The 16184-nt window shown below is 60.3% G+C and carries 15 protein-coding genes; 12 read left to right on the top strand and 3 right to left on the bottom strand.

Annotation, left to right across the window (positions count from 1 at the left end; genetic code table 11):
* Positions 1 to 27 precede the first annotated feature (27 nt).
* Positions 28 to 672, bottom strand: coding sequence for a ribosome biogenesis GTP-binding protein YihA/YsxC (yihA, locus tag BXA01_RS16410; protein WP_076564824.1), 645 nt, complete (start codon positions 670 to 672; stop codon positions 28 to 30).
* Between the two features lie 191 nt (positions 673 to 863).
* Here yihA and BXA01_RS16405 point away from each other — a divergent pair, with 191 nt between their 5' ends.
* The 7 genes from BXA01_RS16405 to BXA01_RS16370 all read left to right on the top strand — a co-directional run bounded on the left by BXA01_RS16405 (position 864) and on the right by BXA01_RS16370 (position 8130).
* The gene (locus tag BXA01_RS16405; RefSeq protein ID WP_016772347.1) at positions 864 to 1169 is read left to right on the top strand and encodes a c-type cytochrome; all 306 of its coding nucleotides are present in this window, start codon (positions 864 to 866) and stop codon (positions 1167 to 1169) included.
* Between the two features lie 30 nt (positions 1170 to 1199).
* Positions 1200 to 1811 carry a c-type cytochrome gene (locus BXA01_RS16400; RefSeq protein ID WP_071173954.1) on the top strand — a complete coding sequence of 204 codons (612 nt, stop codon included), beginning with the start codon at positions 1200 to 1202 and terminating at the stop codon, positions 1809 to 1811.
* Positions 1812 to 2010: 199 nt separating this feature from the next.
* Positions 2011 to 2652: a thiol:disulfide interchange protein DsbA/DsbL gene (locus BXA01_RS16390; protein WP_016772349.1), complete on the top strand. Its 642-nt coding sequence runs from the start codon at positions 2011 to 2013 to the stop codon at positions 2650 to 2652.
* A 14-nt stretch (positions 2653 to 2666) separates the two neighbouring features.
* Positions 2667 to 3545, top strand: a complete 879-nt coding sequence (locus BXA01_RS16385; protein ID WP_024014985.1) for an endonuclease/exonuclease/phosphatase family protein — start codon at positions 2667 to 2669, stop codon at positions 3543 to 3545.
* Positions 3542 to 5557, top strand: a complete 2016-nt coding sequence (locus BXA01_RS16380) for a GGDEF domain-containing protein (protein WP_076564820.1) — start codon at positions 3542 to 3544, stop codon at positions 5555 to 5557. The genes BXA01_RS16385 and BXA01_RS16380 overlap by 4 nt, the downstream gene beginning before the upstream one ends.
* Positions 5558 to 5658: 101 nt before the next feature.
* Complete coding sequence (locus BXA01_RS16375; RefSeq protein ID WP_076564818.1) at positions 5659 to 6441, top strand: N-acetylmuramoyl-L-alanine amidase; 783 nt, start codon at positions 5659 to 5661, stop codon at positions 6439 to 6441.
* A 75-nt stretch (positions 6442 to 6516) separates the two neighbouring features.
* On the top strand, positions 6517 to 8130 hold the full coding sequence (locus BXA01_RS16370; RefSeq protein ID WP_076564816.1) for an EAL domain-containing protein: 1614 nt from the start codon (positions 6517 to 6519) through the stop codon (positions 8128 to 8130).
* Here the strand turns inward: BXA01_RS16370 and BXA01_RS16365 are convergent.
* Both BXA01_RS16365 and algB read right to left on the bottom strand, forming a co-directional pair.
* Positions 8127 to 9917 (bottom strand): ATP-binding protein, encoded by a 1791-nt coding sequence (locus tag BXA01_RS16365; RefSeq protein WP_071173949.1) that lies wholly within the window; start codon positions 9915 to 9917, stop codon positions 8127 to 8129. The genes BXA01_RS16370 and BXA01_RS16365 overlap by 4 nt on opposite strands.
* Before the next feature lie 10 nt (positions 9918 to 9927).
* Positions 9928 to 11274, bottom strand: a complete 1347-nt coding sequence (gene algB, locus BXA01_RS16360) for a sigma-54-dependent response regulator transcription factor AlgB (protein WP_024014980.1) — start codon at positions 11272 to 11274, stop codon at positions 9928 to 9930.
* Between the two features lie 428 nt (positions 11275 to 11702).
* Between algB and BXA01_RS16355 the strand changes: the two genes are divergently transcribed.
* The 5 genes from BXA01_RS16355 to BXA01_RS16335 all read left to right on the top strand — a co-directional run bounded on the left by BXA01_RS16355 (position 11703) and on the right by BXA01_RS16335 (position 16079).
* Positions 11703 to 11987 (top strand): hypothetical protein, encoded by a 285-nt coding sequence (locus BXA01_RS16355; RefSeq protein WP_024014979.1) that lies wholly within the window; start codon positions 11703 to 11705, stop codon positions 11985 to 11987.
* A 74-nt stretch (positions 11988 to 12061) separates the two neighbouring features.
* On the top strand, positions 12062 to 12226 hold the full coding sequence (locus BXA01_RS16350; protein WP_003177151.1) for a DUF1328 domain-containing protein: 165 nt from the start codon (positions 12062 to 12064) through the stop codon (positions 12224 to 12226).
* A 2-nt stretch (positions 12227 to 12228) separates the two neighbouring features.
* Positions 12229 to 12693, top strand: coding sequence for an inhibitor of vertebrate lysozyme family protein (locus BXA01_RS16345; RefSeq protein ID WP_016772356.1), 465 nt, complete (start codon positions 12229 to 12231; stop codon positions 12691 to 12693).
* A 715-nt stretch (positions 12694 to 13408) separates the two neighbouring features.
* Positions 13409 to 14740 (top strand): glutamate/aspartate:proton symporter GltP, encoded by a 1332-nt coding sequence (gene gltP / locus BXA01_RS16340; protein WP_076564814.1) that lies wholly within the window; start codon positions 13409 to 13411, stop codon positions 14738 to 14740.
* Positions 14741 to 14849: 109 nt separating this feature from the next.
* On the top strand, positions 14850 to 16079 hold the full coding sequence (locus BXA01_RS16335) for a nucleoside recognition domain-containing protein (protein ID WP_076564811.1): 1230 nt from the start codon (positions 14850 to 14852) through the stop codon (positions 16077 to 16079).
* The last annotated feature ends 105 nt before the right edge of the window (positions 16080 to 16184 follow it).

The following is a 16184-nucleotide window of genomic DNA, read 5'->3' as shown; positions in this document are numbered from 1 at the left end:
TACAACCAATTTTTCCCCATTCTGAATTTACTCGGCAGCGGTCTCGGTGTTTTTGTCTGCCAGTTCCATCCAGTCGGCCAGCACAGTGTAGGCCTCTTCCAGGCCCATGCGTTTTGGTGCGGAGAACAACTGGATGGTGATCGAGTCGCCCCAGCCTTTGCGGATTTCCGACTGTACTTTCAGCAGGGTGTTCTTGGCTGCCCCGTAGGTGAGCTTGTCGGCTTTGGTCAGCAGGATGTGCATCGGCATGCCGGCGGCGACGGCCCAGTCGAGCATCAGCAGGTCGAAGTCGGTCATCGGATGGCGGATGTCCATCATCAGAATCAGACCTTTCAGACTCTCCCGACCACCGAGGTAAGCCTCAAGGTGGCGCTGCCAGTGTTGCTTGAGCGGGATCGGTACTTTTGCATAACCGTAGCCCGGCAGGTCGACCAGACGGCGATCATCGTCTAGCTTGAAGAAGTTCAACAGCTGTGTGCGACCCGGAGTTTTCGAGGTGCGCGCCAGGCTGGCGTGAGTCAGGGTGTTCAGCGCGCTTGATTTGCCGGCATTGGAACGACCGGCAAACGCCACTTCGAAGCCTTCATCGTCAGGGCATTGATCGACTTTGGCGGCACTGAGCATGAACGTGGACTGTTGGCACAGGCCGAGGATGGGATTCTTGAGTTGCATGGGATTTCCGATGTGGGCGGCGCCGGGATTGGGCGCGGAACGCGGTGTCGCTTCCGTTTCAGTGACGCCAGTATATAATGCCGCAGATTTTGTGTGTGCTTTGTCCCGGCGAAGGATGAAGTTCACGAGAGCGACAGACTTTGATTGCGCATTAGAACGCAGAACGCTCTTAACCCTGAAAAGGTCGTTTTATGACGAAATGGCTGCTGGCTGCCGGAGTCTTGATGCCGCTTTACAGCGCACAGGCTACACAGGATCCGGAAGCTGTGTACAACCGTGTTTGTGGTGCCTGTCATTCCGGCCAACTACCCATGGCGCCCGCAAGAGGCGATCAGGAAGCTTGGACGCCGAGGTTGGCGAAAGGTATGGGGACGCTGGTGCAACACGTGACCCAGGGTTTCAAGGCGATGCCGCCGCGTGGTTTGTGCATGGACTGCAGTGCCGAGGATTACCAGGCCATCATCCTTTGGATGAGCGAGAGTAAGCCCGGTCCATAACTTAACCCTTAGCCGTAGTTGGATTAGCTGATGAACAAATTGATCGTGAGTCTGCTGTTGACCGTGGGAATTTCAGGTGTCGCCCATGCTGCCGGCGATGCCGCAGCAGGCCAGGCCAAAGCTGCCGTGTGCGGAGCCTGCCATGGCCCGGACGGCAACAGCATGGCGCCAAACTTTCCGAAACTGGCCGGTCAAGGTGAACGCTACCTCGACAAGCAATTGCACGACATCAAGTCGGGCAAGCGCGTGGTGCTGGAAATGACCGGGCTGCTGACCAACCTGAATGATCAGGATCTGGCCGACATCGCTGCGTATTTCGCCAGCCAGAAAGGCAGCGTCGGCGCCGCCGATCCGAAGATCGTCGCTCGCGGTGAAGCGCTGTTCCGTGGCGGCAACCTGGAAAAAGGCCTGCCAGCCTGCACCGGCTGCCACTCGCCGAACGGCTCCGGCAATGCTGCAGCAGGCTTCCCGCATCTGGGTGGCCAGCATGCGCAATACATTGCCAAGCAACTGACCGATTTCCGCAAGGAAGAAGGCGGTCGCGCCAACGACGGCGACGCAATGACCATGCGCACCATCGCGCGCAAGCTGAGCGACGAAGACATCGCTGCGGTTTCCAGCTACATCCAGGGCCTGCACTGAGGCCCTGATTCGAGGGCTGAACGAGGCGCGCAGCGCCGGCCACGTTAACGCTCGATTAATCCTTCGCAGCAAGTATAAAAAGGGTGGCTTTGGCCGCCCTTTTTTGTGGCCGCTGCCGTTACACTACAGCACTCATGCCCGCCAGGATCTGTGTCGCAACAGGTCGAGCGAGGCGACCCAAATTGTTCAGGAGTAAAGCATGCGTAATCTGATCATCAGCGCCGCCCTCGTCGCTGCCAGCCTGTTCGGCGTCACCGCCCAGGCCGCTGAAGCCCCTGCCGCCCCTTACGTCGAACTGGCCAACCCGGTGCCGGTGGCAAAGCCTGGCAAAATCGAAGTGGTCGAGCTGTTCTGGTATGGCTGCCCGCATTGCTACGCTTTTGAGCCAGTGATCAATCCATGGGTTGAAAAACTGCCGTCCGATGTCAACTTCGTGCGCATTCCCGCCATGTTCGGCGGCCCATGGGACGCTCACGGCCAGATGTTCCTGACTCTGGAAGCCATGGGTGTCGAGCACCAGGTGCACAACGCCGTGTTCAATGCGATCCAGAAAGAACACAAGAAGCTCACCGACAAGAACGACATGGCTGACTTCCTCGCCACTCAAGGCGTGGACAAGGACAAGTTCCTCGCCACTTTCGACTCGTTCGCTATCAAAGGCCAGATCGTCAAGGCCCGTGAGCTGGCGAAGAAGTACGAAATCACTGGCGTGCCAACCATGATCGTCAATGGTAAATACCGCTTCGACATCGGCTCTGCCGGTGGTGCCGAGCAAGCATTGAAGCTGGCTGACGATCTGGTCGCCAAAGAGCGAGCGGCTAACAAGGCTGCTGCCAACTAAGCCCGGCATTCGCCATGCGCCGCTGGAAGTCCGAACGCATCGTTGGCCTGCATGATCCGCAGGTCAACGAGCATCACCTGGCGTCTACGGGCCTGCCCGCAGACCAGCGTCTGCGCTTGCTCAGCTTCAACATTCAGGTTGGCATCAGCACTGAGCGCTATCGGCATTACCTGACCCGCAGCTGGCAGCATCTGCTGCCGCACACCGGGCGTTCCGGCAATCTGCAGAAGATCGGTGACCTGCTCGGCGACTTCGATCTGGTCGCGCTGCAGGAAGCCGATGGCGGCAGCCTGCGTTCGGGCTACGTCAATCAGGTCGAACATCTGGCCCACCTCGGCGCCTTTCCCTACTGGTATCAACAACTCAATCGCAACCTCGGTCGACTGGCCCAGCACAGCAATGGCGTGCTCAGTCGCCTGAAGCCGTGGGCGATCGAGGATCACCCGCTGCCCGGCCCGAAAGGTCGCGGCGCGATCCTGCTGCGTTTCGGCGAAGGTCCGGAAGCGTTGGTGGTAGTAATGATGCACCTGGCCCTCGGCGCGCGGACGCGCAGCCTGCAACTGGCCTACATTCGTGATTTGATCAGCGGGTACAAGCATCAGGTGCTGATGGGCGACATGAATACCCATGCCAGCGACCTGCTCGAACACTCGCCGTTACGCGATCTCGGCCTGCTGGCCCCGCAGGTGGAAGCGACCTTCCCCAGCTGGCGCCCACAGCGTTGCCTTGATCATATTCTGCTCAGCCCGACCCTGACCCTGGAAAAGGTCGAGGTGCTGGCCCAGCCCATTTCCGATCACCTGCCGGTCGCGGTGGAAATTCGTCTGCCGGGTTCGCTCACGGCCGACGCATTGCCCGCGTTGAGCCCTGCCCCTCGCGGAACCTGTGAATGAGCGACGACGCCCAGCGCTGGAAAGAGAAGTACCTCAAGAGCATCGAACAGCAGGACAAGCTCGAACGCCGCTGGGCCGCGCGGCTCGACCTGCTGCGGCGCGGTCTGGTGCGCAGCACGCTGGCGGCCGAGGGCACCGACAAGGTCGTCGATCAGTGCATGAAGGAAATGCGCGAAGTCGTGCGTACCGATGACATGGACGCCGGCCTCGCCGCCCTGCTGCCGCGTCTGGAAAAAGCCGTGCTCGACTCCGAGCAGCGCCGTGAAACGCGCATTGATCAGGTCAGCACCGCGCTCACCGCGCTGGTCACCCAGTTGCAGGCCCTGCCACTGCCGCGCGAAGTCGCGCAACCGCTGAAGAAATTTGCCAAACAACTGGACAGCCGCGTCGGTCAGGCACGGGAAATGCCGCTGCTGCTGAGCGAACTCAGTGGTTTGCAGGGCAAGGCCTTGAGTCAGTTGGAGACTCCTGCCGAGCCAGGCCGGCCGGGGCTGTTGCAGCGTTTGTTTGGCAGCCGTGACGGTGAGGAAGCCGCTGCACCGGCGGCCGACATACCAGCAACACCAGTGCCGCAGCCGGTCGAAGCCCGGCAACCTGAACCGGAGCCTGCGCAATCGGCACCGGTGGCCAACGCGGAGCCAGCAATCGCAGCGCCCGAGACCGTCATCGAGGCGCCCGCCCAGACGCCGCCTGATGAGCCGCAAGTCGTTGCGTTCGCTGCGCCTGTGGTCGTCGTTGAAGCCGAGCCAGTGCAGGTTGAACCAGCCCCTGACACCGAGATGACCGTCGCTGCGCCAGCAACCGAGGCGTTCAACCCCGATGAACTGATCCACCCCGGCGATCCGTCGCCGCTGATTCTCGATAGCCTGCCCTTGCCCGAGCCGATCGCTCAGGCCTTGGCCGCCATCGACCCGGAGCAGTCGGAGCACGACATCCTCTTCGCTCTGCCGGATTCCCCGGAGCCGTCCTACAGCTCCGTGGCCAGACATATCGAAGACACGCTGATCGGCCTGCTCGACGACCTGACCCTGCCCGAGCGCCACCGGCCGCAAGCCGAAGCCATGCGCGAACGGCTCAAACACGGGCTGAACTGGTACGAACTGTTGCCGATCCTCGACGATCTCGCGACTTTGATGCTGGCGATTACCGATAGCGGTCAGCACGAATTCGAAGCCTATCTGCAACAGCTCAACGAACGCCTTGAAGCGTTCCAGAGCAACCTGCAAGCGGCCAGCGAAGGGCATGCCGACAACAGCTCGGCGGCGCGGGCCATGGACACGCAGATTCGCGAGCAGGTCGACGGCTTGCAGAGCAGCGTCCAGCAAGCGGCGGACCTCGATGACCTCAAGCATGTGCTGGAGAATCACCTGGAAGGCCTGCTGGGAACGATGGACCAGCACCAGAAGCAGCGCGACGCCCGCGAACAGGAAGTCGCCGCCAGGTTGAAGAGCCTGTCGGAGCGAGTGGCGCATATGGAACAGGAAGCCATGGGCTTCCGTGAACACCTTGAAGAGCAGCGGCAGAAAGCCCTGATCGATCCGTTGACCGGCCTGCCCAACCGTGCAGCGTGGAGCGAACGCCTTGAGCATGAAATCCAGCAATGGCAGCAGCACGGCAACACCCTCAGCCTGGCCATGCTCGACCTCGATCACTTCAAGCGGATCAACGACAGCTATGGCCATCTGGCCGGCGACAAAGTGCTGAAGATCATCGCCACGGTATTGCGCAAACGCCTGCGCGGCTCGGATTTCATCGCCCGTTTCGGCGGTGAAGAGTTCGTGCTGTTGCTGCCCGCGACGCCACCAGCGGTGGGCGCGAAACTGCTGGAAACCCTGCGCGCGGCGATCGAAGCCTGCCCGTTTCATTTCAAGGGCGAGCGAGTGACTATCACCATTTCCATGGGACTCGCGTCATTCCGGGTGGGAGAACACAGCGATCTGGTGCTGAAAAGAGCCGATCAGGCGCTGTACCGAGCAAAGAACGCCGGGCGCAACCGAGTCGAGCTCGGCTAAGGCAATTGTTCCATTTTGTTTAAATCCGCCCGCTGGCGGACTCTAAGCAAATCCGTACGTTACACTGTTGCATTATCGTTTTCAGCGTATCGTCCTCTGCCATGAAATTCCTTGCCCTTGTTGCCTCGCTGTTCGTTCTCGCTGGTTGCGCCAGCGGCCCGCGTTACGACACCAGCCACCCTTCGGCCAATTACGACAGCCGCATCCAGTTTGTCGTGGTGCATTACACCTCCGCGTCGCTGGAGCGCTCGCTGCAATTGCTGACCCATGGCGACGTCAGTAGCCATTACCTGATTGGCGATGACAAGAGCGCCACCGTGTACAAGCTGATGGACGAAAACCAGCGCGCTTGGCACGCGGGCGAAAGTCAGTGGCAGGGCCGTACCTGGCTGAACTCCAGTTCCATCGGCATCGAAATCGTCAATCCCGGCTACAAGGACACCTCGACAGGGCGCCTGTGGTATCCGTACAGCGAAGCGCAGATCGAATCGTTGATCACCCTGCTCAAGGACATCAGCAAACGCAACGGCATCAGCCCGCGGCACATCATCGGTCACAGCGACATCGCGCCGTTGCGCAAGCTTGATCCGGGGCCACTGTTCCCCTGGAAACGTCTCGCCGCCGAAGGCCTTGGCCTGTGGCCGAACGAGCAAGCGGTGGCGCGTCAGCAGGGTATTTTTAACAGCAACCCGTTGCCGGAGGTCGGCTGGTTCCAGGCGCAACTCGCGCGTCTGGGTTACGACACGCCGCAGACCGGCGAGCTGGACGTCGCCACGCGGCATGTCCTCGCCGCGTTCCAGATGCATTACCGCCCTGCCCGCTTCGACGGCACCCCGGACGCACAAACCGCAGCACTTCTTTTGGTCCTCAATCAGACAAAATAATGACGCCCGCCCGACGGTCAGGGCGAAATCGCAATCAGCAGCTATAACTCATGGTAATTCTTCGGAAAATCCCTGATGGCTGCGACCCGAGAGACGCTGCGTAGCTGGTTTTATCGCCCTGTTTTTTTGGCGATGATCGCGGCTGTCCTCAGCGCCAGCCTGCTGATTGCCGGCGGTATGTTCGCGGCGATGCGCCAGATGGAAATGCGCGAGAGCCAGGAAATGAACGCCCAGGGCGAGCGCTTCCTCGCGCGCCTCGAACAATTGTTCGGCCAGTTGCGCGAAAGTCTCGACGACCTTGAAGCCCAGCCCTTGCGCGGCTGCGACGAAGAAATGATCGCGACCTTGCAGCAAGTCACCTTCAACTACCGCTTCGTCTACGAAGCCGCGTACATGGACGCCTCGCGGTTCTGCTCCAACCGTCCACGCCAGGAAGGACTGTCGTTGGTGCGCGCGCCGGACATTCAGGGCCCGACCTACAGCTATTGGCTGAATACCACCACCGAACCCGATGAAAACCGCGCGGCGCTGATGCTCGGTCGCGGCAACTTTCGTGTCGCTACCTCGCGCGGGCATTTGACCGACATGGTCGATCTGTCGTCCGGCAGCAGCCTGCTGGTGGTACTCGATCACGGCACTCGCGCGATTCCGGTGCTCGGCACCGCACAGACCTGGCCACCGACCGAACCCTGGCCACCGAAGAGCCCTGATGCGCTGCAAGTCACGCAAACGCGGCTGATCTATCGCATGCCCACCGACAACCCGGAATATCAATTGGTGCTGATTACGCCGCGCACGGGCATGCACGTCCCGGCGGTGTGGTGGTGGCTGTTGCCGGTGTGCCTGATCGCCGGCGCCGTTGTCGGCTTTCTGACCTTGTTGCTGGTGCGTCAGCGCCAGTCGCTGGATGCCGAGCTGCACGGGGCGATCCGCCGGGGTGAGTTGCAGGTGCTGTATCAGCCGATCTTCGATCTCGACAGCCGCAACTGCGTCGGTGCCGAAGCGCTGCTGCGCTGGCGGCGCCCGGACGGCACGCTGACCAGCCCCGACCTGTTCATTCCCATGGCGGAGAACACCGGGCAGATCCGGCAGATGACCGACTTCGTCTTGCAGCGTCTGCTCGAACAGCTGGGCCAGTTACTGCGCGCCAATCCGCAGCTGTATATCTCGGTGAACCTCGCAGCCTGCGATGTCATGGTGCCGCGCATCGGCCAGGTCATGGCGCGGCTGCTCGCGCTGCACCGTGTCGCCGCGCGGCAGATAGCCTTCGAAGTCACTGAGCGGGGCCTGATTGATGTGGTGGTGGCGCGGGAAAACCTGCAAGCCTTGCGCGACGTCGGCCATCAGGTGCTGATCGATGATTTCGGCACCGGCTATTGCAGCCTCGCCTATCTGCAGACCTTGCCGGTGGACTGCCTGAAGATCGATAAGGCGTTCATCGATGCGCTCGGCCATGACGCAGCGAGCAGCGGCGTCGCTCCGCACATCATTCACATGGCGCAGGCGCTGGATCTGAAAGTGATTGCCGAAGGCATCGAGCTGGAATCCCAAGCCGCACTGCTCAGCAGTGAGGGAGTCAAGTTCGGTCAGGGCTGGCTGTTCGCTCACGCACTGAGCGCCGTGCAGTTCATTGAACTGATCACCCGTGGACGACGCCTGGCCGGACGGCGTATGGACGATGAAGCCTAAACCGCCAGCGCCATGTAGAACTGGGTGCCCTGCCCCGGCCGCGAATAAACGCCCATGCGCCCGCCGTGCAACTGGACGATTTCCTTGCACAGCGCCAGGCCAAGCCCGGCACCGCCCTTCTTGCGCCCGACCTGCACGAACGGCTCGAAAATCCGCCCCTGCTGGCCGTAGGCAATGCCTTCGCCATTGTCTTCGACACTGATGATGACCCGCTCGCCATGGCGGCGCGCCTGCAGCCGGATCTGCCCGTCGCGGGCGGTATGGCGCAACGCGTTGTCGATCAGATTGTCGAGGACGCGATCGAGTTGCGCCTGATCAGCCTGCAACCTCGGCAGCGGGCCTTGAATCTCGACGTTCAGCGCCACACCTTTGGCCGCAGCCACGTCGGCAAAGCGCAGTTGCGCCTGCTCCAGCAGGTCCTCAATGGAACATGGCGCCAGGGTGAGTTTCTGTAGGCCGTTCTGGTAGCGCGAGAAATTCAGCAGGTCGTTGATCAACTGCATCAGCCGCTGCATTTCTTCGTTGACCGTATCCAGCAGGTCAGCTTCGCGCGATTCAGCCGGGAATTTCGCCCGCTCGCGAAACAGCCCGAAGGCCATGTGCATGCCTGTGACCGGCGTGCGCAGTTCATGGGAAGCGCGCAAGACAAACTCACTGCGCACGCGCTCGAACGCGCGTTGCTCGGTGACGTCGTGCAGCACCATCACCGCACCGAGAATATGCCCCTGGGTGTGGCTGACCGGGGTCAGGCTGTAAGTCAGCAGGCGCGATTCGCCATCGACTTCGATGCTCAGATCTTCCGGCGCGCGCTCCAGCGTGCCGCCGCGCAGGACCAATTGCAGTTGCGCATCCAGCTCCGGACGGCCAAGTGCAGTACCCAGGCCTTGGCCGAGTCGGTCGTCTTCCCAGCCCAACTGGCGCTGAGCCACCGGGTTGAGGTGTTCGAGCTGACCCTGGCGGTCAATCATCAACAAACCGTCGTCGATACTGTCGAGCACCGCTTGCAAGCGCTGCTGACCGGCCAACAGTTCGTCGACATTCATCGCCTGGTGTTCGCGCAACGCCTCGGCCATCAGGCCGAAGCGTCGCGACAGCAGGTTGACTTCCATGGCCGTGGAAATCGGCAGAGTCACGTCATAGTTGCCCTGGCCGATGTTGTCGGCAGCCTTGGCCAGCGCTTCGATCGGTGCGCCGAAACGTCGGGCGATGCCCTGGGCGGTGACGAAACCGATGATCAGCACCGCCAGCCCGACCAGGCCAAGCAGCCCGGCAATCAGCAACGCGCGTTCGCGGGCAGCGTGCTGGACGGCATTGATGGTTTCCAGTGCGTGTTTGTGCTCAGCAATCAAACCGTTACGGAGGATATTGAAGCGCTCGCGGAAATCCGCGCTGGTGCTCGCGTTCTTCGCCGCTTCGGCGGTCACGTCGAATGAGGCGAGGAAGTTCAGGTAGTCGGCCTTGGCCTGGCGGAAACCGTAAGGCTGGTCATCGCCCTCCGGCTGCTGGGCGATGCCTTGGTCGAGCAACTCGAAGTAGTGCTGTTTGGACGCTTCGAACGCAACGGGATCGGGTTTTTCGGCGAGCATGATGATCAATTGGTCACCGAGGGTCTGGCGCAACTTGAGGCCAAGATCCAGGGTGACGAAGTTGCTGCGCACCAGCGCTTCCTGTGACCCGGCCATCTGCATCACGCTGACCAGCCCGAGCAAGAGCCCGAGCAAGGCCACGGTGATCAACGCAGAAATGCTCAGGAACAGGCGCGTGCGCAGCTTGATCGCCAGTTTCATCGCGCAGTGCTCACAGGTTGTACTGCTTGCGTTTGCGATACAGGGTCGAGGCGTCGATGCCGAGGGTTTTCGCCGCTTGGTCCAGGGTGCCGGCAGTGGCCAGCACCGCGCCGATGTGCGCTTTCTCCAGCTCGTCCAGGCTCAGCGCCGCGCCGACCCGTGGCGCGTTGTTGGCCGGTTGTTCGGCCATGCCCAGGTGGCTGATTTCCACGCGTTCCTGCGGGCAGATGATGCTGGCCCGCTCGACCACGTTGCGCAGTTCGCGAATATTGCCCGGCCAGCGATAACCGAGCAGCGCTTCGCGCGCCTCATCGCTGAAGCCGCGCGCTGGGCGTGCGTACTCTTTGACGAAACGTGCAAGGAACCGATCGGCGAGGGTCAGGATGTCTTCGGCGCGCTCGCGCAGAGGCGGCAGATGCAGGGTGATGACGTTGAGGCGATAGAGCAGGTCTTCGCGGAAACGGCCGTCACGGACCATGTCTTCGAGGTTGAGGTTGGTGGCGGCGAGGATGCGCACATCGGCGCGGCGAGTGACCGGATCGCCGACCCGCTCGTATTCCTTGTCCTGAATGAAGCGCAGCAACTTGGGTTGCAACGTCAGAGGAAAGTCGCCGATCTCGTCGAGAAACAGCGTGCCGCCGTCGGCTTGGTTGACTCGACCCAACGTGCTCTCGCTGGCACCGGTAAACGCGCCACGGCTGTGACCGAACAGCTCGCTTTCCATCAACTCGGCAGTCAGCGACGGGCAGTTGATGGTGACGCAGGACTTCTTCTCGCGCTTGCTCCAGCCGTGGATCGCACGGGCCAGTTCACCTTTACCCGTACCGGACTCGCCAAGGATAAGAATGTTGGCGTCGGTGCTTGCCACCTGCCGTGCGGTTTCCAGCACGACTTTCATCGCCGGGCTGTGGGAATCAAGACCGTCTTTCGGTTTGCGGATCTCGCCTTCCAGCGCTTCAAGGCGCGCGGAGAGCTGGCGCACTTCCAGCTGCTTGGCGGTGGCCAGGCGCAGTTGATCAGGGCTGCACGGCTTGACCAGATAATCGGCGGCGCCAGCCTGGATGGCATCAACAGCGGTGTCGACCGCCGAATGCGCGGTGACGATCACTACGCGCATCCACGGCGCCTGAATGCGCATCTGCGCGAGGACGTCGAGACCGTTGTCCTCGCCCAGGCGCAAATCAAGGAAGCACAGATCGAAGACCTGACGTTGCAGCAAAGCATCGGCCTGAGCTGCGCTATTGGCGGTGGCTACCGTATAGCCTTCGTCTTCGAGGCAATAACGAAACGTACGCAGGATGGCGGATTCATCGTCCACCAGCAGAATGCGGCCTTGTTGCTCAGTGGCAGATTCCATTTTTCCTACGCTCCATAGTGATTAGTCTTGGGTTAGTCCCGGAAAAATCGGGCAAGTTGCATGGTTGATTCTGAACGATACCAGCCATAGGAGGGTAGCTCTCTACTGCCATAACGGCCAATTCATTGATTTCGTTGAGTTTTAAAACATTCTGCGTTTTGCAGGGCAGATCCTGCGTCCTCTTCTGACATCTGCGTACCGGTAGCAATTCCATATCATCGAAATTTCCCACGAAATAATCGTGCATTGCGCACGACCGCAGAAGAGCCATCGTGCAGGATGCGTCTTAGGAAATTTCTCAAACACTCCTAACATCTTGTTTTTATTAGTTTTTTTACAGATGAAAAAACTGGCATGCAGGCTGCAATACCTCACTCAGCCCGGGCAGAACAGCACTGCCCTAACAGAACAAGCGTGAGGAACACAGGATGACTCGCCCAATCGCCGCCCAAGTACGTATTTCGCCACTGCAGATCCAGCAAGGTCTGTTCGGTGTACTGGCATTGCTGATCACCCTGATCGTCTGCCAGCAGTACATGAGCTGGGAAAACAGCCGTAAACCCGAGCCACTGATTTCGATGCAGCACAGCACTCAAACGCACTTCAGTGCCGTGAGCAGCAGCCAGGCTGAGAACGCTTCGATGCACATGATCGATGTCGACCAGGCGCAACCGCTGGATCAATTGCCACGGGAAGAGCGCTGGGTTTTTTAAGTCGTTGAATACATTCGGGCGCTAAGCGCCAGAAACCGGAAACACCCCTAAATAGAGAAGTAAGGAGAATCACCATGTTGAGCTGGGCAATTACATTCTTGATCATTGCCATCATCGCCGCCGTTCTGGGCTTCGGTGGTATCGCGGGCACCGCCACGGGTATCGCCAAGATTCTCTTTGTCGTGTTCCTGGTGATGTTCATCGCTTCCTTCTTCTTTGGCCGTCGCGGCCGAGGTTAACGATGATCGGTCTCAAGACATTGGCCGCCGCCCTGCTTCTGGGCGGCAGTGCCATGGCCATGGCGGCCAATGACGGCCAGACCCGGGTCAACGAACTGCTCGCCTCCGACGCGCAGTACCGTGAAACCTGGGAAGGCGTGATCAAAAAGGAAGAGCGCGTACCGGAATGGGTGATCAACCTGTCCGGCACCTCCGAACAACAGATGCATGCCGTTACGGAAGATGGCGATCAGTATCTGGTCGGCCCGCTCTGCGAGAGTCAGGACAAGTGTCTGAATCACCGTTTGATCGTGGCCTTCAGCTTCGACAAGGATGACGCCTACGCCATGCTGGTCGATGTGCCGGAAGGTCTGCCGCAGGACAAGTCGCCGACGCGACACGCGACTTATCGCTTCTTCGGCAAACCTGATCAGGGCATGCAGGATCTGCTGATGGAAACCCTGAAGAAAGATCCGAAGTGGTACTGACGCAGGACGCGCAAAGGTTTCGAACACGAAAGCAGCGCCCCGCTGCTTTCCATTGCACCGCCCGATGAGGGTCGGTGCATGACCAGGGGGCCGGGACGTTCTGACTGATACAGGGTCGGAGTGACCTACGGGTACAGGGAGTACCTGCGCAAGGGCCGGGTCAGGGTAAAAGCTGCGCCGCAGGTTCGTCGACCCGGTGGTCTGACGAATCTGCGCTGGGCTTTGAATCCGCTAAAACATTGATCCAGCACGCCAAATTCCTTTTTTCAATCGTCGACACTGCGAGGAAAACATTTCGCGGTGTTTCCTGGCGACCGTATATCGACAAAGATCGCGCTCCTTCAGCGTGACTTCTAGTCTTGCGATTCAGACTTTTTCCGGAAATTTCAGCTGATTTTGCCTGTGCAAAATTTAACCAGGCCACGCTGTAATGGCCGGTTCACGGCACTTATGCCGGCACAAATGTCACAATCGAACCGCTTGGGACGCCAGTTTCAAATGAAAAAGCTCATGCCGATTAGGCATAGGGTAGGCGTTTACGGCATTAGACGGCGCCACCTTGCATCGGAATAGTTGCGCCTTTTTTCGCCTGCCGAAGAGCCGTAAACACGCGCTTCGGGGCACCTTATACGGAGGCAGATGCACAGACTTTTCCGCTGATGAGCGTTCCAGTTCCTGCATGTGCCTGAGTCAAACGCAAGTAAGGGTAAAGATAATGAAGAAGGCAAAAATCAGCCTCGCCTGGCAGATCCTCATCGGTCTGATTCTGGGGATTGCAATTGGTGCGTTGCTCAACCACTTCAGTGCTGAAAAGGCCTGGTGGATCAGCAACGTCCTGCAACCGGCAGGCGATATCTTTATCCGTCTGATCAAGATGATCGTGATCCCGATCGTCATTTCCTCGCTGATCGTCGGCATCGCTGGCGTCGGCGACGCCAAGAAACTCGGGCGTATCGGCCTGAAGACGATCATCTATTTCGAGATCGTCACCACCATCGCCATCGTTGTCGGCCTGATGCTGGCCAACGTGTTCCATCCGGGCACCGGTATCGACATGAGCACCCTGGGCACGGTGGATATCTCCAAGTACCAGGCGACCGCCGCCGAAGTGCAGCATGAACATGCGTTCATCGAGACCATCCTCAACCTGATCCCGTCGAACATCTTCGCGGCCATGGCTCGCGGTGAAATGCTGCCGATCATCTTCTTCTCCGTACTGTTCGGTCTCGGCCTGTCGAGCCTGCAGTCGGACCTGCGCGAGCCGCTGGTAAAGATGTTCCAGGGCGTTTCGGAAAGCATGTTCAAAGTCACCCACATGATCATGAACTACGCCCCGATCGGCGTGTTCGCACTGATCGCGGTGACCGTGGCCAACTTCGGCTTCGCCTCGCTGCTGCCGCTGGCGAAACTGGTGATTCTGGTTTACGTCGCCATCGCCTTCTTCGCCTTCGTCGTGCTGGGCCTGATCGCCAAGCTATTCGGCTTCTCGGTGCTCAAGCTGATGCGCATCTTCAAGGATGAGCTGGTGCTGGCCTACTCCACCGCGTCCTCGGAAACCGTGCTGCCACGGGTGATCGAGAAGATGGAAGCCTACGGCGCGCCGAAAGCCATCTGCAGCTTTGTGGTACCGACCGGTTACTCGTTCAACCTCGACGGCTCGACCCTGTACCAGTCGATTGCGGCGATCTTCATTGCCCAGCTGTATGGCATTGACCTGTCGATCAGCCAGCAACTGCTGCTGGTATTGACGCTGATGGTCACCTCCAAAGGCATCGCCGGCGTACCGGGCGTGTCCTTTGTAGTGCTGCTGGCGACTCTGGGCAGCGTCGGCATCCCGCTTGAAGGCCTGGCGTTCATCGCTGGTGTCGATCGCATCATGGACATGGCGCGTACTGCACTGAACGTCATCGGTAATGCCTTGGCAGTGCTGGTTATCGCGCGCTGGGAAGGCATGTACGACGACGCCAAGGGCGAGCGCTACTGGAACTCCCTGCCGCACTGGCGCAGCAAGGAAAAACTGCCGGCCGGCGAAATTTCCAAGAACTGATGCAAAACCTGTGGGAGCGAGCCCCACCAACAAACCCCGGAGCAATCCGGGGTTTGTCGTTTCTGGTGACCCCGCTATCATTCGCCGCATTCTTCGGGGGATTTGACTGATGCTTAATGGCCTGTGGCTTGGCTTCTTCATCGTGGCAGCCGTGTCGGCGCTGGCGCAGTGGCTGATCGGCGGCAACGCCGGGATCTTTGCGGCGATGGTGGAAAGCATTTTCGCCATGGCCAAGCTGTCGGTCGAAGTCATGGTACTGCTGTTCGGCACCCTCACCCTGTGGCTGGGCTTTCTGCGCATCGCCGAAAAGGCCGGGATCGTCGAGTGGCTGGCCAAGGTCCTCGGCCCGCTGTTTCTGCGGCTGATGCCGGAAGTCCCGGCCGGCCACCCTGCCCTTGGCCTGATCACGCTGAACTTTGCCGCCAACGGCCTGGGCCTGGACAACGCCGCCACGCCGATCGGCCTGAAAGCCATGAAAGCGTTGCAGGAGCTCAATCCCAGTGCCACCATCGCCAGCAACGCGCAGATTCTGTTTCTGGTGCTCAACGCCTCGTCGCTGACCCTGCTGCCCGTGACCATCTTCATGTACCGCGCCCAGCAAGGCGCGCCGGATCCGACGCTGGTGTTCCTGCCGATTCTGCTGGCGACCAGTTGCTCGACCATTGTCGGTTTCCTCTCCGTAGCCTTCATGCAACGCCTGCGCATCTGGGACCCGGTGGTGCTCGCCTATCTGCTGCCCGGCGCGCTGATTCTCGGCGGCTTCATGGCCCTGCTTGGCACACTATCTGCAACGGCGCTGGCGGGATTGTCGTCGATCCTCGGCAATCTAACGCTGTTCGGCTTGATCATGCTGTTTCTGCTGATCGGCGCGTTGCGCAAGGTCAAGGTTTACGAGGCGTTCGTCGAAGGCGCGAAAGAAGGCTTTGATGTGGCAAAGAACCTCTTGCCGTATCTGGTGGCGATGCTCTGTGCGGTTGGCGTGTTGCGCGCCTCTGGTGCGCTGGATTTCGGCCTGGACGGTATTCGGCATCTGGTCGAGTGGGCCGGTTGGGACACGCGCTTCGTCGATGCGCTGCCGACGGCGATGGTCAAACCGTTCTCCGGCAGCGCCGCACGGGCGATGCTCATCGAGACCATGCAGACTTCCGGCGTCGACAGCTTCCCGGCGCTGGTCGCGGCGACGGTGCAGGGCAGTACCGAAACCACGTTCTATGTGCTGGCGGTGTACTTCGGCGCGGTGGGCATTCAGCGCGCGCGGCACGCTGTGGGGTGTGCGTTGCTGGCCGAGTTTGCCGGAGTGATTGGCGCTATCGGGGTCTGCTACTGGTTCTTCGGTTGATAAAGAACCCTGTGGGAGCTGGCTTGCCAGCGATGAGGGAAGCACATCCGAAATATCTGGTAGCTGACACACCGCCATCGCGGGCAAGCCCGCTCCCACAGGGAT

Source organism: Pseudomonas sp. B10 (genome assembly GCF_900156235.1).
GTDB classification, from domain to species: domain Bacteria; phylum Pseudomonadota; class Gammaproteobacteria; order Pseudomonadales; family Pseudomonadaceae; genus Aquipseudomonas; species Aquipseudomonas siliginis.
The sequence above is the reverse complement of the archived record's forward strand: the minus strand, read 5'-3'. Positions and strand labels throughout refer to the sequence as shown.